Origin of the sequence: Pseudovibrio sp. Ad5 (assembly GCF_001623095.1) — a bacterium.
In the GTDB taxonomy this organism is placed as follows: domain Bacteria; phylum Pseudomonadota; class Alphaproteobacteria; order Rhizobiales; family Stappiaceae; genus Pseudovibrio.
Map to the genome: position 1 here is coordinate 73,846 of NZ_LMCH01000016.1, position 22,651 is coordinate 96,496.

At 52.8% G+C, this 22,651-nt stretch carries 19 protein-coding genes; 9 read left to right on the forward strand and 10 right to left on the reverse strand.

Annotated elements, in window-relative coordinates:
- Positions 1–49 precede the first annotated feature (49 nt).
- From PsAD5_RS11220 to PsAD5_RS11230, 3 genes are all read right to left on the reverse strand, one after another.
- Complete coding sequence (locus tag PsAD5_RS11220) at positions 50–835, reverse strand: TIGR02186 family protein (protein ID WP_063292166.1); 786 nt, start codon at positions 833–835, stop codon at positions 50–52.
- On the reverse strand, positions 832–1,761 hold the full coding sequence (locus PsAD5_RS11225; RefSeq protein WP_057465030.1) for a sulfite exporter TauE/SafE family protein: 930 nt from the start codon (positions 1,759–1,761) through the stop codon (positions 832–834). Before PsAD5_RS11225 ends, PsAD5_RS11220 begins: the two co-directional genes overlap by 4 nt.
- Before the next feature lie 157 nt (positions 1,762–1,918).
- Positions 1,919–6,508, reverse strand: a complete 4,590-nt coding sequence (locus PsAD5_RS11230) for a peptidoglycan-binding protein (protein WP_063292167.1) — start codon at positions 6,506–6,508, stop codon at positions 1,919–1,921.
- A 477-nt stretch (positions 6,509–6,985) separates the two neighbouring features.
- Here PsAD5_RS11230 and PsAD5_RS11235 point away from each other — a divergent pair, with 477 nt between their 5' ends.
- On the forward strand, positions 6,986–7,432 hold the full coding sequence (locus PsAD5_RS11235) for a MerR family transcriptional regulator (RefSeq protein ID WP_057464950.1): 447 nt from the start codon (positions 6,986–6,988) through the stop codon (positions 7,430–7,432).
- 139 nt (positions 7,433–7,571) lie between these two features.
- Here PsAD5_RS11235 and PsAD5_RS11240 read toward each other — a convergent pair whose 3' ends face one another.
- On the reverse strand, positions 7,572–7,880 hold the full coding sequence (locus tag PsAD5_RS11240) for an antibiotic biosynthesis monooxygenase family protein (RefSeq protein WP_063287327.1): 309 nt from the start codon (positions 7,878–7,880) through the stop codon (positions 7,572–7,574).
- 29 nt (positions 7,881–7,909) lie between these two features.
- Positions 7,910–8,230, reverse strand: coding sequence for an NIPSNAP family protein (locus PsAD5_RS11245; RefSeq protein WP_063292168.1), 321 nt, complete (start codon positions 8,228–8,230; stop codon positions 7,910–7,912).
- A gap of 135 nt (positions 8,231–8,365) precedes the next feature.
- On the opposite strand from PsAD5_RS11245, the gene PsAD5_RS11250 reads away from it, so the two are divergent.
- The 5 genes from PsAD5_RS11250 to PsAD5_RS11270 all read left to right on the forward strand — a co-directional run bounded on the left by PsAD5_RS11250 (position 8,366) and on the right by PsAD5_RS11270 (position 15,285).
- Positions 8,366–9,046, forward strand: a complete 681-nt coding sequence (locus PsAD5_RS11250; protein ID WP_063292179.1) for an ArsR/SmtB family transcription factor — start codon at positions 8,366–8,368, stop codon at positions 9,044–9,046.
- Positions 9,047–9,291: 245 nt separating this feature from the next.
- On the forward strand, positions 9,292–11,088 hold the full coding sequence (locus PsAD5_RS11255) for an acyl-CoA dehydrogenase C-terminal domain-containing protein (RefSeq protein ID WP_063292169.1): 1,797 nt from the start codon (positions 9,292–9,294) through the stop codon (positions 11,086–11,088).
- 100 nt (positions 11,089–11,188) lie between these two features.
- On the forward strand, positions 11,189–11,827 hold the full coding sequence (locus tag PsAD5_RS11260) for a glutathione S-transferase family protein (protein WP_057464945.1): 639 nt from the start codon (positions 11,189–11,191) through the stop codon (positions 11,825–11,827).
- 21 nt (positions 11,828–11,848) lie between these two features.
- The gene (locus PsAD5_RS11265; protein ID WP_063292170.1) at positions 11,849–13,057 is read left to right on the forward strand and encodes an acetyl-CoA C-acetyltransferase; all 1,209 of its coding nucleotides are present in this window, start codon (positions 11,849–11,851) and stop codon (positions 13,055–13,057) included.
- Positions 13,058–13,071: 14 nt separating this feature from the next.
- Entirely contained in the window at positions 13,072–15,285 is a 2,214-nt protein-coding gene (locus PsAD5_RS11270; protein WP_063292171.1) for a 3-hydroxyacyl-CoA dehydrogenase NAD-binding domain-containing protein, read from the forward strand.
- Positions 15,286–15,392: 107 nt separating this feature from the next.
- On the opposite strand, the gene PsAD5_RS27575 is transcribed toward PsAD5_RS11270, so the two are convergent.
- Together PsAD5_RS27575 and PsAD5_RS11280 are read right to left on the reverse strand one after the other, a co-directional pair.
- Entirely contained in the window at positions 15,393–15,893 is a 501-nt protein-coding gene (locus tag PsAD5_RS27575) for a helix-turn-helix domain-containing protein (RefSeq protein ID WP_084405943.1), read from the reverse strand.
- Between the two features lie 85 nt (positions 15,894–15,978).
- The gene (locus PsAD5_RS11280) at positions 15,979–16,503 is read right to left on the reverse strand and encodes a GNAT family N-acetyltransferase (protein ID WP_063292180.1); all 525 of its coding nucleotides are present in this window, start codon (positions 16,501–16,503) and stop codon (positions 15,979–15,981) included.
- Positions 16,504–16,620: 117 nt separating this feature from the next.
- On the opposite strand from PsAD5_RS11280, the gene PsAD5_RS11285 reads away from it, so the two are divergent.
- A complete protein-coding gene (locus tag PsAD5_RS11285) occupies positions 16,621–17,427 on the forward strand; it encodes a hypothetical protein (protein ID WP_057464943.1) in 807 nt (268 codons plus the stop codon).
- 9 nt (positions 17,428–17,436) lie between these two features.
- On the opposite strand, the gene PsAD5_RS11290 is transcribed toward PsAD5_RS11285, so the two are convergent.
- Complete coding sequence (locus PsAD5_RS11290) at positions 17,437–18,786, reverse strand: GNAT family N-acetyltransferase (RefSeq protein WP_063292181.1); 1,350 nt, start codon at positions 18,784–18,786, stop codon at positions 17,437–17,439.
- Positions 18,787–18,996: 210 nt separating this feature from the next.
- On the opposite strand from PsAD5_RS11290, the gene PsAD5_RS11295 reads away from it, so the two are divergent.
- Positions 18,997–19,269, forward strand: a complete 273-nt coding sequence (locus PsAD5_RS11295; protein WP_057464942.1) for a DUF6460 domain-containing protein — start codon at positions 18,997–18,999, stop codon at positions 19,267–19,269.
- 26 nt (positions 19,270–19,295) lie between these two features.
- Here PsAD5_RS11295 and PsAD5_RS11300 read toward each other — a convergent pair whose 3' ends face one another.
- Positions 19,296–19,859, reverse strand: a complete 564-nt coding sequence (locus PsAD5_RS11300; protein WP_057464941.1) for a TetR/AcrR family transcriptional regulator — start codon at positions 19,857–19,859, stop codon at positions 19,296–19,298.
- A gap of 157 nt (positions 19,860–20,016) precedes the next feature.
- Entirely contained in the window at positions 20,017–20,856 is an 840-nt protein-coding gene (locus tag PsAD5_RS11305; RefSeq protein ID WP_063292172.1) for a histone deacetylase family protein, read from the reverse strand.
- A 281-nt stretch (positions 20,857–21,137) separates the two neighbouring features.
- Between PsAD5_RS11305 and PsAD5_RS11310 the strand changes: the two genes are divergently transcribed.
- Positions 21,138–22,469, forward strand: coding sequence for an MATE family efflux transporter (locus tag PsAD5_RS11310; RefSeq protein ID WP_063292173.1), 1,332 nt, complete (start codon positions 21,138–21,140; stop codon positions 22,467–22,469).
- The last annotated feature ends 182 nt before the right edge of the window (positions 22,470–22,651 follow it).

The window sequence follows — 22,651 nt, forward strand, 5'->3', positions numbered from 1 at the left end:
GATTTGAGGGCCTTTTCTTTTATCTGCTATCGCTGAACGCTTTCGCTTCCTAATCTTTCTTGAAGATCACGCCTGCGAGCCAGCCGGTGAACAGGGCCAGAATGATAGCCAGTGCGCCGTAGACTGCCGGATGTTGCCGGGACAGGTTGAATGTCACCTGCTCAAAGCCTGTTTTCGCCACGGTCAGCACTTGCTCCTGCTGGTCCAGCAATACGCCTCCGCTGAAGAGGAAGGTCGTGACTTTGTAGTCCCCTGTCGGGATGGTGGCTGGCAGGTCCACTGTGGTGGAGAACAGGGTCGGGCTCAGGAAGTTGATGGACTTGGACATCTGCGAATAAAGGCCGTGCTGGACACGGGAGCGCAGGAACGCTGCCTTGAACGCATTGCGCTCTAACGCTGGCGCACGGGTGCCCAAGGCTGCAAGCGGCAGGTGTTCCAAACCAATGCGGTACTGTTTGAGCCAGTCGTCTGATGCGATGTTGCGCAGGTCATCCGTTGCATGGACAGCGTAGAAGCTTGGGACAGCGATGTAGGTTTGTGAGGTGGCGTTGATCCAAAGGCCGACGATACGATCCTTACGCCATGTGGTGACGCGCTCCAGCGGGCCTTCCACAACGACGACCACATCCTGATTGCCGGTTCTGGAGACGGTTTCTGCGTCTCTGGCGATCTCTCCGTAAACGAGGATCTGCGTTCCGGTGAAGTTGGAGGTGATGGCCACGTGAGAGGACGAGACGGCAGACACGAGCTTTTCAGCCAGAGCGGGTGCGCCAGAGATGAATGCCAGAAAGAGGACTGTCAGCAGTGTTGTGAGTGAGTGGAGCGCTCGTCTCATTTGACTGGCTCCTCAATTACGCTAACGGAATAGAGGTCTTCCGGTTCCACAATCAGATTGAACGCAAAGCGCAGGCCAACGAGCAGCACCAGCAGGCCGAGGCCGAGGCGCAGGTGTTCACCGCGCATGCCCTGCCCCACCTGCGCGCCGAACTGAGCGCCAATCACACCGCCGATCATGAGCGTCAGGGCGAGCACGATATCAACGGACTGGGTGTTGATGGCATGCAGGAAGGTTGCCACGGCCATGGTGCCGAGGATTTGCAGCAGTGAGGTGCCGATGACGATGTTGGCCGGTACGCGCAGCAGGTAGATAAGCGCCGGCACCATCATGAAGCCGCCGCCGATGCCAAGGACGGACCCGAGGAAACCGATGGAGCTGCCGATACCGAAGATCGGGATGACGCTCACATAGAGTTTAGACCGGCGGAAACGGACCTTGAACGGCAGGCCATGCACCCAGTTGTGTTGTCCGGGTTTGCGGCCAGCAGGTGCTTTCCCGCTTTTGCGGCGCATGATGGCCTTCATGGATTCACCCAGCATCAACACGCCGATGGTGCCGAGGAAGGTGACGTAGGCCAGCGAGATCACCAGATCCAACTGCCCAAGGCTGCGCAGGATGCCGAAGATCCAGACGCCGATTGCCGAGCCGACGATACCCGAACACAGCAGGACACCCGCGAGTTTGAAGTCAATGCCCGCTTTGCGCCAGTACGACAGAACGCCGGAGGCCGAGGAGGCGACGATCTGTGTGGTGACGGTTGCAACAGAGACCGCTGGCGGAATTCCGGAGAAAATGAGCAGTGGCGTGAGCAGGAAGCCGCCACCAATGCCGAAAAGCCCTGAGAGGAACCCGACGGTTCCGCCCATGGCGAAGATCATAAAGACATTAATCGGCAGTTCTGCAATGGGTAGATAGATCTGCAAAATGGCACCGCGGGTCACTCAGGTGACCTGACAGTGCGCCCCGAGTCACCTTTTATCCAACAACATTGTAGAGTGTTAAGCGCCATTCCAGACGCTCTGTCAATCTACGCGGAGCAGCAAGTGCAAATCTAACCAGAAATCCCCTAGTAACGTGAAATTATATGGTCTGAGAGGCCAGCGCCGTCATCAGACGCCGGTCAGGTTCACCCGTTGCTTCCATTCCCAAACGCGCTTGCAAACTCTTGATCGCGCGCCGTGTATTAGGTCCCATTACACCATCTGGGTTGCCTGGATCATACCCCATATCGAGCAAGGCTTGCTGTATTTTTTTCACAGATGGAGAACCGGCCTGTGAAACTGTGGTTTTCGGCTTGCCAGACCACTTGGTGTCGATCATGACCTTGTTGGCTGCAGGATCAACCGGCTTCATCTGATAGGTCGCAACTGCTTCCAGAGCCTGTCCGTGCTGGCGCTTGGTCAGGCTGGCAGCGACTTCGTCGCGTTTTCCGGCGGCGTCATCGTCCCCTTGCAGGGCTGCGAGGGCGAACCACTTGTAGCTTTCCACCAGATCCTGCTTCATGCCGAGGCCACGGGCTGCAAGGATGGCAAGGTTGAACTTGCTGTCTGCTACGCCATGGTCAGCAGCGATGCGGAACCATTTGACGGCGGAAGTGTAATCCGGTTTGCCATCGATGCCTTCTACATAGAGAACAGCGAGGTTGTGCATGGCTTTGATGTTGCCTTGCGCGGCTGCCAGAGAATACCAGTCCCGTGCCTGTGCCAGATCTTTCTCAACACCGCGGCCTTTTTCATAGAAGCTGCCGAGGCGGTACTGCGCTGGCGCCAACCCTTGCGCAGCTGCTTTGCGGTACCAGTCCGCAGCGGCTCCCAGATTGGCCGGAACCAGATTGCCTTCCGTGTAGCGACGAGCCACTTCGAACTGGGCGGCGGCTTCGCCAGTGGCTGCAGCTGTGCGCAGATCAATCGGGCCGATTGCATACGGCAGATCGTAAGCTGACTGTTTTGGCGCAACTTGCTGAACTGGCTGCTGCGGAATGATTGGTGTCACCTGCTCGCCAAACCCAGAAGCGGTTGCCTGTGTGATTGGAACGCTTGCCGTTGTGATCGGATCAGCGGCCACATTGGAGGCAACTTTTTGAGCTGGCTGTGCTTTGCTATTTCCCCCGCCAATGTCGGTTGCCTGACCAAAGATCAATTCTTTGGTTGGTTCGGACGGTGCGGTGGCGGAGCCAGACTGCCAGATGCTTGTGGAGCTGACGGGTGATGGTAACTCTGCCCCAGAAGGCATGGAGGATACGCGGCTGATAACATCAGGTGCTGCAATTGCGTCTACACCACCGCTCAGCAGGGAGGAGTTGTCTTTGCCTGGCATTGGTGCATCTGGCGCCATGATGCTTGGCATTGTGTCAGATCCTGCAGTGTCAACGCCGTCTGAACTGGAGAACAGACCTGTGTCGAACACCCGCAACGCGCCGATGGTCAGAAGAAGAGCCGCTGCTGCCAGCATGATTGCGCGGCGGCGATTGGATTTGCTTTCCTTCTTCTTGCCTTTTGTTTCTGTTTCAACTTTGCCCAGCTCAACTGGTGCAGCAGACAGATTGATCGGCTCTTTCACCGCAGTCTCTGTCTCGCTTACGATGTCTTCTGAGCTTAAAGAAATAGGCTCTTCGGCTACCTGAAGTTTGCTGAGAACCTCAGCCGTTGCAGCTGCCTTTTTGGCGCGCAGGTTTTCAGGAACCTCAACATGTTTGGTCCGGTTCGGGCTGATGTAGTCACGCAGACGGCGTGCCCGTTCTGGTGCTTTGCTCGTGCCGGATGCTGGCTTTTCTTCTTCCTGCTTGGCTGTCTTCACTTCTTTGGCAGCTGCTTTTGCAGCACGGCGAGCCGCTGCTATGAAGTCTGCTTTACGGTTACGTGGACCTTCCGGTTCCGCCGCGGCAGAAGCCTGTTCCGCTGAGTTTCCTTTGCGCCCCATATTGAAGGCGCCCAGAATGCTGCTGATCTGCGTGTCGCCAACCAGTTTCTGGTGTTCGTTGGAAATCTCTGTGTTGCCGATGGCGTTGCGGATGCTTTCCAGATTTTCCAGGCGATGGGAAATGGTGCCCAGCACATCGCGCACATCTTGCAGCGCATGCTGGTCTACATCGTCTTTCTGGCCGGATGCTTCCAGCAGGGACTGCAGGTCGAGACGCAGCGCAGAAATGGCAGCTTCAACAGCCTCACCCTGCTCGGCGCCATTGCCCAGAGCCAGATTGTCCGTTGCAGCCTTTACTGCATCCTGTGCGATCTGCTGCGCCTTATCCACCATGTCGGTGTGAAGGCCTTTGATCTCTTGCTCGATGGTGCCGAAGCTGTTTTCCAGATTGCCGATCGCCCCAAACTGGGTTTGAGACATATCCAGCTTTTGAGAGAGGTCTGCAATCTGCTGTTCCAGACGATCAATCTCAACATCTGAGGACAGGCCAGACGGGCTGGAGATGGTTGCAGCCAGCTCCTGCAGTTGGGATTCAATGTCGCCGGAAGTTGCCAATGCACCGATGTGGCCGCGTAGTTCTGCGATCTCAGCGCGGATCATGGACATTGCTTTGTCGGAGGAACCGGCATGCGCACTGTCTTCAACCATCTGGGTCAGCGTCATCACACGCTGTTCAAGACGGGCAAGAGCCGCACTTTCGTTCTCGTTCAAAGCAACCTCGAAGGAGGTTTCCGTCAGGCGGACTTCAATGTCATCCACTTTGTTGCAGAGATGGTCGAGGCGACCTTCGATGGACGAGAAAGCCTGATCGAAGCCTGTTGTGGCTTCCGGACTTTTCTCCATGCGATCCAGCTTTTGGCCGATATCAGAAAGGCGATCTTCCAATCGGTTCAGTTGATCGTTGTTGCCTGCTTTTTCCGGGCCTTCAGCCAGAATGTTGGAGATGGAGTCCAAACGGCCATGCAGACGGTCAATCACTTCACCATCTGGCATGCGTGTTTCAACGCTGCTGAGGCGAGACTGGATATCACGCTGAATTGCAGAGAAATGGTCCAGCTCATCCATACGGGCTGTCAGGAACCGGATGCGCTGATCCACATCATGGATCATGCGGCCTGAATCCAGACGATCAATAACTTGTCTCAGCTGAGCAACTTCATCGCGGACAACTTCCAGACCAGCGGTGCCGGAGCGCAGCAAAACATCTTCCAGACGGTCGCCCATGGAGGACAAACGGTTTTCCAGCGAGTTGAGTTGATCAACACGAGGCAGTTGGCGGATTTGGTTTTCTACCTCGGCCATCCGCTCAGACAGGCTCTCATAAATCGCCGGATCGACATTCTTTTCTGCCAATTCCTGCAAGCGAGACTGGATGGATGCGTGCGCCATGCCCAAAGCATTGAGGCTATCTTCAATGTCAGAGCGGGACAGCGCAGACTTCATCTGCTCCAGTTCGTGGCGCAGTTCTTTGAGCAGCAGGCCGTTGCCCTCTTCATCGCGCAGGCGCCCAATAATTTCGGAGAGCTGCGAGCGATTGTCGGAGGTGCGGTCCATCATTTCATCGCGCAGGCTGTTGAGCTGTGTCTGCATGCCATCATGCAATTGCTCAAAGCGCGCTTCATCCGGCTCGCGCAACGTATCAAGCTGACTGGCCAGTTGCTTGAAGTGGCCGTCAATCATTGTGTTGAGCTCAGAATATTCCGCAGTTTGTGCTGGCTGCGGTGCTGCTGGTCTCTGGCTCTGCCGTGCTTCCACACCGTGCGGCATTGCACCTGCGTTAAAGCGAGGCTCCATCTGCGTGACCGGCGGACGAGCATAAATTTGCGCGGCGGGTGCCCAGTTCTGCTCCATAGGAGCTGGTTTCGGCTCCTGCATAGGCGCAGTATTTTCAGCTTTTGGCGGAACACCCTTCCCTTTTTCATTTTCGTTATGAGCAAGGGAGTTCAAGCGTTCATCCAGGGCGTTCAAGGCATCAAGCACAGAGCTGATGCGCTTTACCTTGGAATTCTCTGCGTTTGGATCTTCGTCCTGTCTGGCCACTGGTGCGGCCCATTCCTGCTTTTCCGGCTGCATAGGGGCAGCAGGATGAGCGGATGGCTGGTGCGCACGCGGCTGCATTGGTGCAGGCTCAGCGTATTGCTGGGCACGGCGCTGCGGCGCATAAGCTTCAGGAGCCTGTGGTAAAGGAGCCTGTTCCTGCCTGCGCATAACTGGTGGACGCGGATGCAGGAGCGGATCACGAGAAATACCAGCGCGTGCATACAGGTGCTGGTCGGCAGACGGATCATACTGATCTTCATAGGCATGTGGGCTTGTTGACTGGTCGAGACCGGATCTCAGGTCAGAGCGGTGCCATGGATCACGATTTTGGGGATCACGAACTTGGGTGTCACGAGTATGCGGGTCGCGAGCATGAGGATCACGCGCATGCATGTGTTGATCACGTGCACGCGGCTGTGGTTCTGTCTGAGCGAGGGGTGTACGGCCTTCAGACTGCATCAGGCGGCTTAGTGCCTGCGCAACTTCGTTCATCGCCGCTTCCTGAGACGTGGGATGAGGTTGTCCGTAAGGTTGCTGCGCCGCTGTACCAAATTCATCAGAATAGGGAGAATGGGCCGCATGCCTTGCTGCTGCAGGATTATGTTGCGCCATTCCACTTTCCTCCAACCACTTAACGTGGTCTGCATCCAGCCCTTCACCAAAGGACTTGTCTGAAGCGGATTTTCCAAATTCTGGTTTATTCCAAGACATGCCTGAAGGGCCTCATAAAACTGTCCGGACCGCGCCATGTCGTCTTTCCCTGCCCAAATCACATTATAAAAATAAACGTCAACCACTTTACGTGGTCTGTGAGTGGGTCAAGAAACGAATCACTTTGCGGTTTTGCACCGGTCTTAAAACTCGTAGGACTAGTTTTTTACTCGTTAGGGTAAATAGCGGGTTAATAGCTCGAATTCTGCGTGAAGAGCCCTTAAGGAATGTGAATTACGGCGGTTATCATGCAGATACCCTGCTATTTCAGGGAGTACGGAACAAACTCATGAAAATAATTCGTGTCCCGATTTACTCGAATTAAGGGTTATCAAGCCGCGCACGCTGGACCTACGTGTTCTTGCCAATGTATAAACTTGATGGAAATTGCGCGGTGCATCATTTAGCATGTACTTAAGTACGGATGTCGTACATTAGAGGCAGTGTCGTGAGAGCAAAGAAGAACAGGTCAAGCAGATGAGCGAAGCCCTACATATCAATGAGATGATTGTTGATGTTGTTGCCAATGAGCTGGGTAAGGGAAAGAAGACACAGTTTACCATTGGCGACCTGGCAAAAGAATTTGATGTTACCCTCCGCACTCTTCGATTTTACGAGGACAAGGGCCTCCTGAATCCTAAGCGTGACGGGCTTAATCGCATTTACAACCGTCGGGATCGTGCGCGTTTGAAGCTGGTCTTGATGGGAAAACGTGTTGGTTTTTCTCTCACTGAAATCCGCAGTATGCTGGATCTTTATGATCTGCGTGACGGTCAGGTCACCCAGCTTGAGGTGGCGCTGAGCCGCTTTCAGGAGCAGATTAAAGTGCTTGAAGGTCAGCGCGCCAATATTGATGAAGCGATTGAAGACCTGCAGAGAACCGTCACGATTGTTGAAGGTATGCTGCGCGAAAAAAGAGGCTGATTTTCAGTCCGGTCAGGTGGGGCTTTTACCCCACCTTTTTGATTTATAGCCACTTATAGGCACCTGAATTTATTCATGAAGAATACGTTCAATATTTTTCACCTATAAAATACCGGCATATCTCCCGAACTTTCTTAATTTAATTGTTATCCAAACCATAATCTCGCAAAACGCTTGCCACGCGGATGCGATACTTCTGGAAATATTCATTTTTTCCTAGTTGCTGCGCCTCCTGATGCTTTTCCTGAGTGCGCCAGCGCTTCACAGCTTCCTCGTCCTCAAAAAATGACAGTGACAAAATTTTCTCAGGATTGGTGAGACTCTGAAATCGCTCAACAGAGATAAACCCCGGGATTTTCTCCAGTTCAGGCTTAATTGAGGCGGCCACATCCAGATAACTGGCTTTGTGGTCTGCGAAGGGTTCAACTTCAAAAATAACGGCAATCATGCTGGGAACTTTCACGGCTTGTTTGGCGATTACGGCTTTGCATGCGGCGTTGATGCAAGAGTGAGAAAAGTTCTGTCTTCTCTCAGGATGAATTTTTCTCTCATAGCGAACTCATAGTTTTCGCGCCCGAGCGGGTCATTTGCAAGAGTTGCTCTGTATTCTTCATAGTGAGCCAAGCTTTGCACATTGTAGATGCCATAGGCCAATGTGGTGGAACCTTCATGAGGGGCATAGTAGCCAATCAGGTCCGCTCCACAACGTGGGATCGCCTGCCCCCAATTGCGCGCGTATTGTTGGAATTCTGCCTTTTTCGTCGGGTCTATCTGGTAGCGGATGACACAGGTGAGCATCACAAATCTCCGGTTCAGTTCATCAATGCCCCCGGTGTAGCAAGCTGGTCTGCGCTGTTGTTTCGATCGTGATCGAACTATCAATTTTGCGTGTGTGCTATAGTCATCGAGCAGAATTCAAGAATGGAGCCCCACATGAAAGAAGGTCCAAATATTGCCGGGATTGCCGCACTCATTGGAGATCCGGCACGGGCGAACATGTTGCAGGCTCTTATGACTGGCGTGGCGTTAACGGCCAGTGAGCTGGCTCAGGAGGCTGGTGTCACGCCTCAGACCTCCAGTTTTCATCTGGGACGGCTGGCGGAGGCCGGATTGGTCACCCTGCGCAAACAAGGACGGCACAAGTATTACAACCTGGCAGATGCTGATGTTGCAGCTTTGCTGGAGGCCATGAGCGGGATTGCCATGCGCTCTGGAATGACCCGTGTGCGGACCGGGCCAAAGGAGCCTGCCCTGCGCAAAGCCCGTATCTGCTACAATCATCTGGCCGGAGAGTATGGGGTGCAGGCCTATGACAGTTTGCTGGCGCGAGAGTTTTTGGTGGAAGATGGTGAGCAGCTTCACCTCACCGGAGACGGTCGATCCTTCCTGAGTGAACTGGGCGTGGTGTTACCGGACAAGGAGACCAAGCGGCGGCCCTTGTGCAAATCCTGTCTGGACTGGAGTGCACGGCGGTCTCATCTGGCAGGAATTGCGGGCACCTCCCTGCTCTCCTTCTTTCTGGAGCAAGGCTGGGCCAAGCGTGTGGACGGAAGCCGCATAATCGAGTTTTCCAAAAACGGCGATTCTCGCTTTCACGCCATATTTTCCCTTTAAAATTGAGGGGCAGACAAAGCTTACCCGTCACTTTCATAGTACCAGAGGCAGGGTCCACTAAGATTTCACAGGGAAGTTATCAGGTACAAACCCGCAGGATTCCGCGGATACGTACCTACCCCTAAGAAATTACACTTGGGTATAACTTGCCGCAGGCGCGAGGGCGCTCTATATTCCGTCACAAGTTGACGTTTACGCAAACGTTAAAGCCATGCCTCTAGGGTTGGTCGGAAGGAAAAATTGCTATGCCGAGTTATAGTGCTCCCGTCGAAGACACTCTCTTTTTGCTCAAAGATGTTTTGGGTTACGAAAAACATTCCAACTTGCCCGGGTTCTCCGAGGCGACGCCGGATCTGGTTGAAGCCATCTTGAAAGAAGGCGCAAAGTTCTCTGAGGAGATCGTGCAGCCGCTGAACCATTCTGGCGATAAAGCTGGTTGTATCCGCCATGATGATGGCTCTGTGACAACGCCTCCAGGCTTTAAAGAAGCCTACAACGCCTATGTTGAAGCTGGTTGGGGTGGTCTGTCCGTTCCTGAGCAGTATGGTGGTCAGGGCCTTCCGTCCATCTTCTCCGGCATTGTGAATGAGTACATCTGTTCGGCCAACATGGCGTTTGCCATGTATCCGGGCCTGACAGCTGGCGCGATGGCTGCTCTGCATACGCATGCAAGTGACGAGATCAAGGACACTTACCTGCCTAAGATGGCAACGGGTGAGTGGACTGGCACCATGAACCTGACCGAGCCGCATTGTGGTACGGATCTGGGCATGCTGCGCACCAAGGCTGTTCCGCAGGCGGATGGCTCCTACAAGATTTCCGGCACAAAGATCTTCATCTCTGCAGGTGATAACGATCTTTCCGAGAACATCATTCACCTCGTTCTGGCCCGTATCGAAGGTGCTCCTGCCGGCACCAAGGGTATTTCCCTGTTTGTTGTGCCGAAGAAGTCGCTCGATGCAGATGGCAATCCGGGTGAAATGAACGGCGTTTCCTGTGGTTCCATTGAAGAGAAGATGGGCATCCACGGCAATGCAACCTGTGTCATGAACTATGACGATGCGACTGGTTTCCTCGTTGGTGAGGAAAACAAAGGCCTGCGCGCCATGTTCGTGATGATGAACGAAGCGCGTCTTGGCGTTGGTATTCAGGGTTTGTCCCAGTCCGAAGTGGCTTACCAGAACGCAGTTATCTACGCGAAGGATCGCTTGCAGGGTCGTTCCCTGACCGGACCTAAGGCACCAGATAAGCCAGCTGACCCAATCATCGTGCACCCGGATGTACGCCGCGTTTTGATGACCATCCGCTCCTTTAATGAGGCAGCGCGTGCTCTTTACATGTGGACTGGCCTGCATGGTGATGTGTCTCATCTTTCCGAGGATGAAGCTGAAAGACAGTCTTCTGACGACATCATGGGTCTCCTGACCCCAGTGATCAAAGGCGTTATCACCGATAAGGGCTTTGACAACGCTGTGATGGCTCAGCAGCTTTATGGTGGCCATGGTTACATTCAGGAATGGGGTATGGAGCAGTTCGTTCGCGACGCTCGTATCGCCATGATCTATGAAGGTGCCAACGGCATTCAGGCGCTTGACCTTGTTGGCCGTAAGCTGCCAGCAAACGGTGGCCGCGCTATTCAGGCATGGTTCAAAGAAGTTGGCGCGTTCATCAAAGAGCATGAAGGCGACGAAGAGCTGACCGTTTACACCACAGCGCTGAAGCAGTCTTTGAAGGACCTTCAGGCCGCGACCATGTGGTTTATGCAGAACGCGATGAAGAACCCGGACAATGCGGGTGCCGGATCCAACGACTACATGCACCTGTTTGGCCTTGTTGCCCTTGGTTACATGTGGACCAAAATTGCGATTGCAGCAAAAGGTAAAATTGCTGAAGGCGCAAACGGCAAGGAAGACTGGCTGAACACCAAACTGACCCTTGGTACCTTCTTCATGGAGCGTATCATGCCGGAATCTTCTGCTCATCTGGCCCGCATCTCCACCGGTGCGGACACAATGATGAGCCTGGACGCAGAAGCGTTCTAATCACTTTATCGCAACTCAAGGGCCCGGGACCTATCCCGGGCTCTTGTCCTGCCCTATTCTCAATCTGATATATTAAGCTGACAGATTTTAGGAGTGCGATATGGCGGAATATGAACTTCAGTGTTTTGCGCAAAGCGGCAATGCCTACAAGGTTGCGCTGATGCTGGAGCTTTCCCAGGCATCATGGACCCCGACTTGGGTTGATTTTTTCAATGGTGCGACCCGCGATCCTGAGTTCCGCAGTGAGCAGAACGAGATGGGGGAGATTCCCGTGTTGATCCACGGGGAAACACGGCTGACCCAGTCTGCCGTGATACTGGAATACCTTTCCCAGCAGCTTGGCACATTTGGCTGGGAGAGCGAGGAAGAACGCCGGGAAATTTTGCGCTGGCTTTTCTGGGATAACCACAAGCTGACCAGCTATGTGGCAACCCTGCGCTATATGCGAGCCATGGTGAAGACCGGTGAAACCGATGTGACCCGCTTTTTTGAAGGCCGGACCATCGCCACGTTGAAGGTGCTGGACCAGCGCCTTGCGAACAGTGACTTCCTTGTTGGAAATCGCCCGACAATCGCAGACCTTTCGGTGTGCGGATACTTGTTTTGGCCAGAAGAGATTGGTGTGGACTTCGGCCCTTATTCAAATGTGAATGCATGGCTTGAGCGGATTAAGGCCCTGCCCCATTGGGTAGCCCCTTATGACCTGATGCCCGGCCACCCCTTGCCTACACCAGCCTGACCAATTTTTGCGGAGGACAATATGGCAGACGCCCTTATATTCGATCATGTGCGCACCCCACGCGGGCGCGGCAAGAAAGACGGCTCCTTGCATGAAGTTTCGACAGCGCGCCTTGCAGCGAACGCTCTTGAAGCCATCAGAGACCGTAATGAGCTTGATACCAAGCTTGTAGACGATGTTGTGCTTGGCTGTGTTGACCCAGTGGGTGATGCAGGCTCTGACATTGCACGCGCTGCTGTCTTCGCAGCAGATTATGACCGCTCAGTCCCTGGTATGCAGATCAACCGCTTTTGTGCGTCTGGCCTGGATGCGGTGAATATGGGTGCCTCCCAGATCATGGCAGGTCAGAACCAGCTGGTTATTTCTGGCGGTGTTGAAGCGATGAGCCGTGTTGGTCTTGGTGCTTCTGGTGGCCCTTGGCCTGCTGACCCGCAGGTGGCTATTCCTGCTTACTTCATGCCTCAGGGTGTTTCTGCTGACCTGATCTCCACCAAATACGGGTTCTCCCGTGATGACGTGGATGCATATTCTGTAGAAAGCCAGCGCCGTGCGAAACAGGCATGGGATGAAGGCCGCTTCAAGAACTCAGTTGTTCCTGTGCGCGACATCAATGGCCTGACCATTTTGGACCGTGACGAGCACATGCGCCCTGAAACAAACATGCAGTCCCTTGCAGGTTTGAACCCATCCTTTGAGATGATGGGCAGTATGGGCGGCTTTAACGCTGTTGGTATTCAGGCACATCCTGAGATCGAAAAGATCAACCACATGCACCATGCTGGTAACTCCTCCGGTATCGTGGATGGTGCTGCGGCTGTGTTGATGGGTACGAAAGAGGCTGGTGAGGCTTATGGCCTGAAAGCACGCGCACGCATCAAAGCGTTTGCAAACATCGGTTCTGATCCGGCTTTGATGCTGACAGGTCCGGTTGATGTGACCGAGAAGCTTTTGAAAAACGCTGGCATGGAAATTGGCGATATCGACCTGTTTGAACTGAACGAAGCCTTTGCTGCTGTTGTTCTGCGCTACATGCAGGCGTTTGAGATTGACCACGCCAACATGAACGTAAACGGTGGTGCAATTGCAATGGGTCACCCACTTGGTGCAACCGGCGCAATGATCCTTGGTACAGTTCTTGATGAGCTGGAACGTCAGGACAAAAACACTGCTCTTGTTACGCTGTGTATTGGTGCTGGCATGGGCACAGCAACCATCATTGAGCGCGTTTAAGGGGAGAGACGAACATGACTTACACACACTTTACCCTTGAAACCGATGCGGACGGCTTTGCAGTTCTGAAATGGGACTCGCCTGAAAAGCCGATGAACGTGTTTGACGAGTCCGTCATTAACGAGCTGGACAAAATCATCGACGACATCACCGCTGATGACGCCATCAAAGGTGTTGTGGTTGCGTCTGGCAAGAAAGCGTTTTCCGCTGGTGCTGACCTTTCCATGATTGGCAAAGCTCTTGCCGGCTTTAAAAAGCGTCAGAGCGTTGACCCGGAAGGCGCTGCGAAAGAACTGTTTGAAGGCACTCGCAAGCTTTCTCTCGTGTTCCGTAAAATGGAAACCTCCGGCAAGCCATATGTGGCTGCGATCAACGGCGTTTCCATGGGTGGTGGCACTGAGCTGGCTCTGGCCTGCCATAAGCGTATCGGCGCTGAGGAAAGCCTGAAGATGGCTCTTCCTGAAGTGAAGGTTGGCCTGTTCCCAGGTGCTGGCGGCACACAACGTGTTATGCGCCTGGTTGGTGACCTTCAGGGCGGTCTGCAATTCCTGCTGATGGGTCAGAACCTTGATGCGAAGAAGGCCATGCGCCTAAAGCTGATTGACGCTGTTGTGCCAGAAGCTGAGCTGGTTTCTGCTGCCAAGAAGATGCTGAGCGAAGGCGTTGACCCAGTTGCGCCTTGGGACAAGAAGGGCTTCAAAATCCCAACCGGTAAGGTTTACTCCCCATCCGGTATGCAGTTCTGGCCTGCTGCGAACGCGATTTACCGTCAGAACACCTACGACAACTACCCGGGCGCACGCTACATGCTGCACTCTGTTGTTGAAGGCCTGATGGTGCCAATGGACACTGGCCTGACCATTGAGAGCCGCTACTTTGCCCATGTTCTGCAGAGCAAGGAAGCTGCCGCTATGGTTCGCTCCCTGTTTGGTTCCATGCAGGAGCTGAACAAAGGGGCTCGCCGCCCTGCTGGTGTGCCTGAGACGCAACTGAAGAAGGTTGGTGTGCTTGGCGCTGGCATGATGGGTGCAGGCATTGCTTATGTGACAGCGAAAGCTGGCCTTGAGGTTGTTCTGATCGACCAGTCTCAGGAAGCTGCTGACAAAGGTAAGGCTTACTCTGAAGGCCTTTTGGACAAAGCTATCAAGCGCAGCAAGTCTACTCCTGAGAAAAAAGAGAAGCTGCTGAGCCTGATCACTGCGACGACTGACTACAACGCCCTGAGCGATGTGGATCTGGTAATCGAAGCTGTGTTCGAAGACCGTGAAGTGAAGCGCGTTGTGACCGAAAAAGCAGAAGCGGCAATGCCAGCTTCCGCAGTTTACGCGTCCAACACGTCTACTCTTCCGATCACCTCACTGGCAGAAGCGTCATCGCGTCCAGCTGACTTCATCGGCATTCACTTCTTCTCCCCAGTGGACAAGATGATGCTTGTTGAGATCATTTTGGGTGAGAAGACTGAGGACAAGGCAACAGCTGTTGCTCTGGACTATGTGAAGGCCATCAAGAAGACCCCGATTGTTGTGAATGACAGCCGTGGTTTTTACACCTCCCGCGTGGTTGGCACTTACGTTCGTGAAGGCATCATGATGCTTTCCGATGGCGTTCCGGCAGCTATGATCGAGAATGCTGGCAAAATGGCAGGCATGCCTGTTGGTCCGCTGTCTCTGGGTGATGAAGTTGCTCTGGACCTTGCCTGGAAGATTAAAGAAGCGACCAAGAAAGACCTTGGCGATGCTTATCCTACCAGCGGTTTTGACACCATTTTGGATGCAATGGTTGTTAAGAACGAGCGCTTTGGCCGTAAGAACACCAAGGGCTTTTACGACTACAAAGGCAAGGACAAGGCTCTGTGGCCTGGCATTACTGACATCACAGGCCCTTCCAAGTCTGCCGATGAGTTTGACGTTGAAGAACTGAAGGACCGTCTTTTGGGCATTCAGGCTCTTGAAACCGCACGCGTGTTTGAAGAGAACTGCCTGACAGACGTTCGTGAAGCAGACGTTGGCTCTATCCTCGGCTTTGGCTTTGCACCATTCTCCGGTGGCACGCTGTCCTACATTGACGGCATTGGCACCAAAGAGTTCGTAGAGCGCTGTGACAAGCTGGCTGCAAAATGGGGCGACCGCTTCGCACCAAACAAACAGCTGCGCGCAATGGCAGACGCTGGCGAGACCTACTACGGTAAGTTCTCCCCTGCCGAGGCTGTCGCAGAAGCTGCTGAGTAAGACAGATTTGGCTGAGCTTTACTGCTCAGCCGTCTGGTTTGAGATTGAAACGCCGGTGAGAGAAATCTCATCGGCGTTTTTATTTACGTATATTAAGTTCCAAGCGCTTAAGCTGCTATCATTTCGTAATCTACAAACATCTGATTATTTGAGATTCCATGCTTGGCCTGTTTTTCAACTACAGCAAGAATGTGGTGAAGCATCTCACTAACGGCGCGACTGTATTCATTATCTGTGCTGAAGTTTGCATGATGAAAATCTTCAATAGCCTCAAAGGGAACTATGCATAAGAATGGCTCTCCCTCGTAGCGCATTTTGATTGTTGCGATGTCGCGATTATGATCTAAATCGACATTTTTGATATATTCCAGCTTTGGCTCACGAAATCTCACTCCAACTCCGAGTCCGTCAGTCTCAGATAAAAAGTCGACACCTCCAGCAAACATACAGTTCTCCATTGAGGTAAGGTTGTTTCTCATCGGGCGCCTAGAGTTTGCCTCAAAATCAGCCACTGTTGCTCGAGAAACACGTGCATTCGTGGCAAGATCATCTTGTGACCATTCCAGTAAGCTTCTCGCTGCTCGGCATTGAGCCGCTGTAATTGTCATTATGAATTCTCCAAACAAACAATACAGAACTTCAGTCTAAATTAGTATAGTTACTCAAAATGACTGATGTCAATCATTTTGCATATTACACCACATGAAGGGCTTTTATTGTTTCATCACCTCTCCACTCATACACCTTCTCCTCATCCCTCTCCTCAATCAGCTCAAACCCATGACGGAGGTAGAATGCGTTGGCGCGGCTTTGGGGGAGGACTTCGAGGCGGATGGGTTTGGTTTGGGCGAAGGCTTGCTGTTTCAGGATATTCAGGAGGTCTGCTCCGATACCTCGGCCCTGGGCTTTAGGGTGGAAGTAGAGGCGTTCGAGGTAAAGGTGATCCTGTTTATTCCAGAGGACGTAGAAGCCGAGGACTTCGCTTTCTTCAATGATCTTCCAGGTTGAGGCCGGATCGAAGCTGTCTTTGAAAGACTGCCGGTAAAGCGCATGGTCGAACAGACCGTTGGCTTCCATATTGGACTTCATAGCTTGCTGACGGATATCTGCGAGCAGGTCAAAATCAGCGGAGTTTGCAGGTTTTAAGCGCCATGAGGGGCGCTCTAAAAGAGCCTGCTGGTCCTCACCATGTTTGCCAATCTCGTCCTGTTTCATCATACGCCCCATCCGGTGATGACATTACACCTGCCCCTTGCGATGTGCTGAAGGACACTCGCGAAGCCTGTCAAATCCTATACCAGAGGTTGATGATAATAATGTAGCAAAGATCTCGCGATGCCTATCAATACCCAGAGCCTCACTAATGTTCAGTCCACACATCCGTTGCAATCGGCAGCTGGTGCACAAAACGTGCAAAGCGCTAATAAAGCTGTCGAGGTTGGGCAGTCCTGGAAAGGAAGCCTCAACTGGCAATCAGGGGCGACGCCGCTTGAAGACAACTCCCACTTTCGCGATCACCTGACCAACCAAGCTGCTTTGCTACAGCCCACTGCGCACAGCTGCATGAACTGCAAGGAAGCTGTTCTGCTGATGGGGCTTAAGGCTTATGCGGACACACCGGAGAGCAACCGGGTTATTCGCGAACTGGAAGACAATCTCAACTACGACATTGGCTACAATGAAATTCTGGATGAGGTTGTCGGATACGACAACAGCGAGCCAGCAACCTCCTTTGAAGCAGGTGATGTGGTGTTCTTTTTTGCGGACACGCATGTGGCACTGGGAGCGGAAGACGGCAAGGTGCTGAGCCTGTGGTTTGGACCGGGCGATAGCAGCAATCTCCAGGAGGCTGGCCCGGAAGAGCTTTTTCAACTGACAAAAGAAAATCCAGAGACCTACTATCAGGCAGCTAAAGGCTGGTTCAATGTGGAATCCGGCGATTATGAAATTGAACTCCAGTTTCTGGAGGTTAAATCTCAGCTACAGGATGCGTTGGAAGAGAACGGAACACTCTCGGACACTCAGCGCTATGAGTTCAGAGATAAAATTGACGGACTACTCCGACAAGCTGGTGCTGACCCCAACAATGCCTGGGAGTTCATTACCGTCGCCAAGCAGCCTCTGGAAGTCCTTGGGACGTAAAGACCTGTTTCACGCCTCACTTACTTCGAGAGAGCACTTTGGCGCATACTCATAGTAGTTATTGGAGCCTTCTGAATGGGTCACGCGAAAGCCGTGACACTGGTAGAAATCGTTAGCGCGGCTGATGCGGAGGGCATCGAGGCGGATGGGTTTGTTTTGCTCATCCGCTTGATCCTTGATCTGTTGCAGGACCTTTGAGCCTATGCCGAGACCTTGCGCTTCAGGCAGCAGGTAGAACATGTCCAGATACAGATGATCGGGGTGGTTCAGGACCACATAAAAGCCGACTGTCTTGCCGCTCTTTTGGATCTTCCGGGTCTTCTCAGGTGCGTATTCGCTTAGAAATGTCTCTCGGGCTTTGTCGTGATGAAACAGCCCATTGGCTTCCGCACTTTCCTTCATAGCGGTGTAGCGGATGTGCTGGAGTTCTTCGAAGTCTTCCTGAGATGCGGTTTGGAGTCGGAAGGCTGGTTCAGGGGTGAACTCGTAGTAGTTGTTGAAGTCCACGTTGTGCGTGAAGTTGAAGCCTTGCGCCAGATAGAACTTGTTGGAGCTGCTGATACGCAGCGCTCCAAGCCGGATTGGTTTGTTCAGCTGCGTAGCTTGTTCTTTTATGTTTGTAACAATCTGCCCACCAATACCCTGCCCTTGGGTTGTTGGGTGCAGGTAGATCATATCGAGATGGATATGATCTACATACTCATGAACTGCCGTGAACCCGAGCAGTTCTCCGTCCTGTACAACCTTTAGTGTGGCTTCTGGCTTGAAGTCTTCAATGAAATGCCTGCGGGCAAGGGCATAGTCTGCGAGATTATTAGCTGCCCATTCGTCTTTCATCGCTTCATGGCGCAGGTCTGCGAGCTGTTCGATATCTTTGGGTTCAGCGCGTTTCAGAATGAAAGTTGGTGCACTCTGCGGCATGCTTTCCAGCGGGAGTTCGTAGTAGTTGTCGAACTCTGCACTGTGGGTGTGCTGGAAACCGTAGCGCAGATAGAAGGCGTTGGCTTTGCTTTGTTTCAATGCACCCAGGCGGATTGGTTTTCCTTTTGAGAACGCATGCGCTTTGATCCGGGAGATCACGGCGGCTCCTATACCACCTCCCTGAGCGCTTGGGTGGACGTAGAGGTGGTCGAGCCAGATGTAATCCTGGCGGTCCCGCAGTACATAGAACCCCAAAATCTGTTGTCCTGAGACGAGTTTGAAGGTGTCTTCACAGACAAAGCTGTTCAAGAAACGTTCGCGCGCTCGTTCGGGGTCGAAACGGCCCAGCGCTTCAAGGCTTTCGCGCATGGACTGGACGCGGATGTTTGCGAGGAGGTCTGCGTCTTCCGGTTCCGCAGCGTAGACAATAAACGGCACACCAATAACTTTCAGCAATAACCTGAGCGTACAATTTGGATTTGCATCTATGCAATATCCCTCAGGCTTCCTATATAGAAATCAATGTTAAGCAGTATGCACTAAACTTAGGACAGTCAAACTGCTTTGACCTTTTATTACAGTGCGTTTCCTTATCCGAAAAGCGGTTTTCAGCACTCGGGGATACGCTTTGGTGTAGCGGAGATTTTGATGTCAAACGATAAGTTCAACCGTTTTCTTGGAGACTCGCCGGGGCGCGTTCTCATTCGGCTGATTTTTCTATCTTTGATTGTCGGGATTGTTTTGTCTGCGCTGGACTTTTCACCGCTGAGCCTGATTTATTCCGTGCAGGATTTCTTTGTCAGGATCTGGAATATGGGCTTCTCAGCGATTGAACGCTTTGGCTCCTACTTCTTCCTTGGAGCCATCGTCGTCGTGCCACTGTGGTTCATTACTCGCCTTATGAACTGGCGCGGGCGTTAACCGCGCCTGCTCCGGCAGAGAAACCACTACTGCATACAGATGTTGTGTATGTTGGTTGACAGGTTGTCGAAGATCTCCGGATCTTCGCTCGTGTTGCCAATCAAAACGGCAACTTCCAGTGCTGCAAGCACGAAATCGGATTTCACCAGCGCTTCTTCAGAGGACCAGCTGCCACTGTATTCCAACAGGTCCGCCAACCAGACACGGTTGCGGCGCGCGAAAGTCGCGGCAAGTTCCTGAAGCTCATCCGGCAGCTCTTCATCCTTGTCGCCCAGCACTGCTGAGAGGAACAGCTCACCACCATCTGCCATGCCTGCCTGAAAGGCGGCAATGTAGGTATCCAGCGCTCTGCGAAAGTGAAGAGTTTGCGTGGCAGGGTCACCCAGGATCTGCAGGAAGCGGTCGATATACCTTTGCAGCACGGCATGCTCTACCCCCTTTTTGGAAGAGAACATTTTCGAGATATCCTGCTCGCTTGTTCCAGTACTGCTGGCAAGCTGGTCGACATCCAAGCCCAACAGCCCGCTTTCCCGGATCATGTAATCCGCAGTATCCAGTACAACGCTTCTATTGGTGACTACAACACCCATATGTGTCTCCTAGCCTTCCGAGGCATTTTATTTGCACTTTACGGAGGGGATACTGCGCATTTTTCATAAAATGGCAAGACACATTTACCTATTCAGTTCTTAATGGTGGAATATTACATTTAACTAAAATTTTATATAAATAGGACTTGTTTTTGAATCATAAGTACTTCGCTGCCACTCGGTACAGATTTGAATGCCGGTTAACCAATAGTCGAAGATTATACGAATAACCACCTCCCAGCACACCTGCAAGTGGAAGCCCCTCATTCCTTACCAGTTTAAAGACCAGTTCCTCTCGTTTTCGCAGTCCCTCATCAGAGAGTGCAAGGCGCCCTAAACGGTCATCATGATGAGGGTCGACGCCTGCATTGAAGAACACTAGGTCAGCTTTGAAACTGGTGAGAACCTGTTTGAGCGTGTCCTCCAGGATCTCAAGATATTCATCGTCCTCCATGCCATCGGTCAGGGGTACATCCAGTGTGGAAGCTTTCTTGCGGACGGGGTAGTTCTTTTCTGAATGGAGGGAGAGAGTGAAGACGCTGGTGTCATGGGCGAAGATATCGGCAGTCCCGTCTCCCTGATGGACATCCAGGTCAATAATGAGCACGCGGCGTACCATGCGCATGGCTTGTACCGCCCTCACTGCAACGGCGACATCGTTGAACACGCAAAATCCTGCTCCTTGTGCAATGCGGGCATGGTGCGACCCACCGGCGGTGTTGCAGGCGACGCCATGCTCCAGCGCCAGTACTGCCGTGAGCAGAGATCCGCCTGTTGCGCATTGCGCACGGAAGGAAACGCTTTGGGTCATGGGAAAGCCGATCTCACGCGCGATGGCGTGAGGTACATTGCAGCTGAGAACCTGATCGACATAGTCTTTTGCATGCACCCGCAGCAGGTCTTGTCTGGAGATTGGCTCCGGCTCGTGGAAATCATAGAGAGCACCGTCTGGATCGGTTTGCTTCAACCACTGAGCTACTTCCGCATATTTGCGCATTGGAAACCGGTGGTTCTCCGGAATGTTTGCCGTGTAAGCAGGATGGTGCACGATTTGGAGCTTCACAGGGCAGTACCTTCTTAGAATTCGCTTTTGCTTTCTCGTTTCCTTATCCGAAAACCGGTTCCCACGTTTCGGAGATACATTCTTATCTATAGCAGTTCTGCGCAATATGGTATGGACAAACGCAGAACAAACAAATATGCAAATGATACTTTGATTATCCAATCCATTTTGAGCTGCTTGCTGGTGCTGCACTCGTGCGTTTGAAGGTTTCCCGCGTGTCTACAAGTTTCAAGGTGACGAACCGCTCTTTCCTTGCGCTCGCCGTTCCTATGACACTGGCGTATATCTCCACTCCTTTATTGGGGTTGGTTGATACCGCGGTGATTGGACAGTTGCATGATGCTGCCCTTTTGGGTGGACTGGCTGTTGGTACGATCCTTTTTGATGTGATTGGCGCCTTCTTCTACTTCTTGCGAGCCGGAACGACAGGCCTTGCCGCACAGGCTCTTGGTGCCAACAATGGCAATGAACTGCGTGCAGTGCTCGCCCGTGCCCTTTTGCTGGGTATTATTGGTGGCATTGTCGTCATCTTTTTACAGTGGCCGCTTCTGACGTTTGGCTTGCCCATTATTGGCGGGACGGATGCGGTGCAGGAAGCTGCGGCGACATACTTTGCGATCCGTGCGTTTTCAGCACCGTTTGTGCTTGCCAACTATTCCATTCTTGGTTGGTATCTGGGCCTCAGCAAAGCCGGTATCGGACTGCTCATTCAGACCTTCCTGAATGTCATCAATATGGTGCTTTCTGTTGTGTTTGTGCTCGGGTTTGACTGGGGCATTCCCGGTGTCGCTGTGGCAACCTTTATTGCCGAGATGCTGACATTTGGCCTTGGTCTTTTTCTGATCAAGCGCGAGCTCCACGGCGCACGCCTGCCTTCGTTTTCTCAGATCATCATTTGGGAGAAACTGAAGCCGATGCTGGCCCTGAACCGGGACATTATGATCCGGTCCAGGGTGATGCTGTTTGCCTTCGGCTTCTTTACCTCTCGCAGTGCTGCTCAGGGAGAAGTGGTGCTTGCCGCCAATGCTGTACTTGAGAAGTTCATTCTGATCGCAGCATTCTTTTTGGATGGTACGGCATCAGCTGCAGAACAGGTAATAGGGCAAGCAATCGGGGCCAAACAGCGGACTGCCTTCCGCAAAGCCCTGCGGCTCTCCATCGGCTGGGGCTTTGGGCTGTCCTTTGGTGCTGCGGTTGTATTGTGGGTAGCTGGCGGACCGGTTATTGACCTGCTGACAACGCATACAGAGGTGCGAGAAACAGCGCGGACTTATATGATCTGGGCTGTACTGACGCCGATCATTGGCACGCTGGCCTTCCAGATGGATGGCATATTTATTGGCGCGACATGGTCTCAGGATATGCGGAACTCTGTTGTGGTCTCCACCATCCTGTTTCTTGCTAGCTATTACCTGCTTTATCCGCTCTACGGAAACCACGGTCTGTGGTTCTCATTGCTGGTGTTCTTCGGGGCGCGTGGTTTGACCCTTAGCTACCTCTGTGTGGTTCGCGAACGCCAGTATTTTGGAGCTCTCCAAAAGGCATGATTTCAGGACTTCCTCAGCTGAAAGCAGCTTGTCTTGCCCGATATGCATACCCGGGCAAGTGTACATACCGGAGACATAGGTGACAGGTGTTCGGAGAGATGGTTGACACATTAACATGGCATTCAGGGAGGGACCGGGATGCCTTGGAAAGAGTGTTCAACAATGAAACTTCGAGAAGAGTT

Excerpts from the sequence above, each read along its gene's own strand:
- PsAD5_RS11220 (WP_063292166.1), bottom strand. The coding sequence starts at position 835 with ATGAGACGAGCGCTCCACTCACTCACAACACTGCTGACAGTCCTCTTT.
- PsAD5_RS11230 (WP_063292167.1), bottom strand. The coding sequence starts at position 6,508 with ATGTCTTGGAATAAACCAGAATTTGGAAAATCCGCTTCAGACAAGTCC.
- PsAD5_RS11235 (WP_057464950.1), top strand. The coding sequence starts at position 6,986 with ATGAGCGAAGCCCTACATATCAATGAGATGATTGTTGATGTTGTTGCC.
- PsAD5_RS11240 (WP_063287327.1), bottom strand. The coding sequence starts at position 7,880 with ATGATTGCCGTTATTTTTGAAGTTGAACCCTTCGCAGACCACAAAGCC.
- PsAD5_RS11245 (WP_063292168.1), bottom strand. The coding sequence starts at position 8,230 with ATGCTCACCTGTGTCATCCGCTACCAGATAGACCCGACGAAAAAGGCA.
- PsAD5_RS11250 (WP_063292179.1), top strand. The coding sequence starts at position 8,366 with ATGAAAGAAGGTCCAAATATTGCCGGGATTGCCGCACTCATTGGAGAT.
- PsAD5_RS11255 (WP_063292169.1), top strand. The coding sequence starts at position 9,292 with ATGCCGAGTTATAGTGCTCCCGTCGAAGACACTCTCTTTTTGCTCAAA.
- PsAD5_RS11260 (WP_057464945.1), top strand. The coding sequence starts at position 11,189 with ATGGCGGAATATGAACTTCAGTGTTTTGCGCAAAGCGGCAATGCCTAC.
- PsAD5_RS11265 (WP_063292170.1), top strand. The coding sequence starts at position 11,849 with ATGGCAGACGCCCTTATATTCGATCATGTGCGCACCCCACGCGGGCGC.
- PsAD5_RS11270 (WP_063292171.1), top strand. The coding sequence starts at position 13,072 with ATGACTTACACACACTTTACCCTTGAAACCGATGCGGACGGCTTTGCA.
- PsAD5_RS27575 (WP_084405943.1), bottom strand. The coding sequence starts at position 15,893 with ATGACAATTACAGCGGCTCAATGCCGAGCAGCGAGAAGCTTACTGGAA.
- PsAD5_RS11280 (WP_063292180.1), bottom strand. The coding sequence starts at position 16,503 with ATGATGAAACAGGACGAGATTGGCAAACATGGTGAGGACCAGCAGGCT.
- PsAD5_RS11285 (WP_057464943.1), top strand. The coding sequence starts at position 16,621 with ATGCCTATCAATACCCAGAGCCTCACTAATGTTCAGTCCACACATCCG.
- PsAD5_RS11295 (WP_057464942.1), top strand. The coding sequence starts at position 18,997 with ATGTCAAACGATAAGTTCAACCGTTTTCTTGGAGACTCGCCGGGGCGC.
- PsAD5_RS11300 (WP_057464941.1), bottom strand. The coding sequence starts at position 19,859 with ATGGGTGTTGTAGTCACCAATAGAAGCGTTGTACTGGATACTGCGGAT.
- PsAD5_RS11305 (WP_063292172.1), bottom strand. The coding sequence starts at position 20,856 with ATGCGCAAATATGCGGAAGTAGCTCAGTGGTTGAAGCAAACCGATCCA.